Source organism: Micromonospora sp. S4605, from assembly GCF_003176715.1.
In the GTDB taxonomy this organism is placed as follows: domain Bacteria; phylum Actinomycetota; class Actinomycetes; order Mycobacteriales; family Micromonosporaceae; genus Micromonospora; species Micromonospora echinaurantiaca.
This window is the reverse complement of the sequence record NZ_QGSW01000111.1, coordinates 1-1,815: the sequence shown is the minus strand read 5'-3', so window position 1 is coordinate 1,815 and position 1,815 is coordinate 1. Positions and strand designations below refer to the sequence as shown.

At 60.8% G+C, this 1,815-nt stretch carries 1 protein-coding gene and 1 pseudogene; both read right to left on the bottom strand.

What is annotated here, in order from left to right:
* Window positions 1-130 precede the first annotated feature (130 nt).
* Window positions 131-547 (bottom strand): annotated as a pseudogene (locus tag DLJ47_RS06860) (SsgA family sporulation/cell division regulator); the annotation flags it as partial.
* Between the two features lie 26 nt (window positions 548-573).
* Window positions 574-1,458 carry a hypothetical protein gene (locus DLJ47_RS35335; protein WP_146228041.1) on the bottom strand — a complete coding sequence of 295 codons (885 nt, stop codon included), beginning with the start codon at window positions 1,456-1,458 and terminating at the stop codon, window positions 574-576.
* Window positions 1,459-1,815: the final 357 nt, after the last annotated feature.

Here is a 1,815-nt window from a genome sequence, read left to right as displayed (position 1 = left end):
CCACATAACCAAGATCAAAGAACATGCCAAGGGCGTGGACACACGACTCTCTCTAGACATGCATCAATCTTCGCTGCTCAACGCCCAGATTCCGATGATCGTTTGACCACAAACTGCGGAACCCGGGTCTAAGTAGGCGGTTGAACGCCTCATCGACATCAAGGGTTTCGGACTCGCTGCCGCGCGGGACGAGCACGAAGGTGCGGCGGAGGAAGCGAACAAGGACCGAACGAGGTACCTCGAAGAGGGCGTTGCCGTCCGGCGACGACAGCGCCAGAGCGACGAAATCACCGCGGGGGGTAGCCCAGGGGTAAATGCGGATGTTGGCCGAATCAACGGCCTCGTCGAGGCCCGCGACAATCAGCTCGCGGGCGAAGGCCCAGATGACAGCCTCGCCCGCCGACTCCATGTGGAAGAAGACGTGAACGTTGTAGGGGTCGGCTGGATCGTAGCGCAGGCTGGCGCGAACGGGCACGGTTGTGGCGTCAGGTGCCACGAGCCGGAGCGAGGTTTCGACCTCCACGGTTGTGGGCCGTATTACCGACATTGTGCCTCCAAACAACGGAGAGCGTCTCAGGATTCGAGGGTTTGAGCGCGAGGTTCTGGCAGGGGCGACAGCGGGTCGATTGGGGAACAGTTGGCCCAGTAGTGCAGGAACGCTAAATCAAGCAGTAGCCATTGAGCGGTCATTTCCTGGTATTTGGCTCCCGCCATTAGCCCACAGATGACAATCGCGCCGATAGCAAAGGACAGCAGCCCGAGCAGGATGTCCCAGAGCCAACTTCGGCCGTCCACGGACCAAAAAGATATTTCCGCGGCGGTCATTGCAATCACCACGGCTGGCGAGATTCCTACACACATCTGACGTACCGATCGCCGGTACTCGTACTCACTCTGCGCCGCCTGCGACATGTCGCGTCGCGCTAGCGTGAGCGCAAGCTGCAGGTCCAACGGCAGGTCTTGCGGCCGGGAGAACAACTGTCTCCACCACCGGTCCCGATCAGTCCACCAGCATCCCTTCGGCGAGGCGTCTGTAGCACCCTCGGACTGCTCTGTCTTCTCAGGGGAGTCCGCTGGGTGCTCCGCTGTATTCGGGTTGAAGAGACGTCGGAGATAGTTGACGGTTGCCTGCTGCTGGCCGCCACCCAGCTTGGCATCGAGGCCCTGCAACTTATTAAGGCGGGCAGCTCTTGTGTTCCGTATCAGACGGTTAGTGGGCCAAATGAAGGTGCCCATCACGACAACGACACCGATCGCGTAGGAAGTTCCAATCAGAATGAGAAGAGCAATGATGGTCTGGAGGGATCCGTTACCTCCTGGGGACGTGACTCGTGCGATCCATCGGGTGGAATCGGCTTCGACCAGACTGCCGAGGGATGCAGTGAGCCAGAGTCCGCTAGCGAGCGTGGCGGCACCCGGAAGGAGAAACTCTACCCGAAGGGGCACGCCATAGTTCATAGCAACCAGCATGGCGGTTGTGGTCAACGACCTCAATGCCCTTCCAACTAACGCGACGAGAAGGGACTGTCGGGTACCGGACGTTCGGCACGGCGGGACACCCAGGGTCGCAATGTTTCCGCGCCCGCCGTGGACGACACGGGAACCGACGGGAGGCGTTTCAGCAGGCCAGGAAGCATCTCCGGGGCAGCGTCGGAGGCCGGGAGGCGGGACAACTTCTGGCGCTAAGTCCCGGGTTCCGCAGTTCGTAGACACATGAGCTCGGTCCGTCTCGGGTTTGTGCTGGTTACGGGCCTGCGGTTGGCCGGGATCCGGTGTACGGGGTCGAAAGTGTGGTAACACGACTGGAAGGCTTTC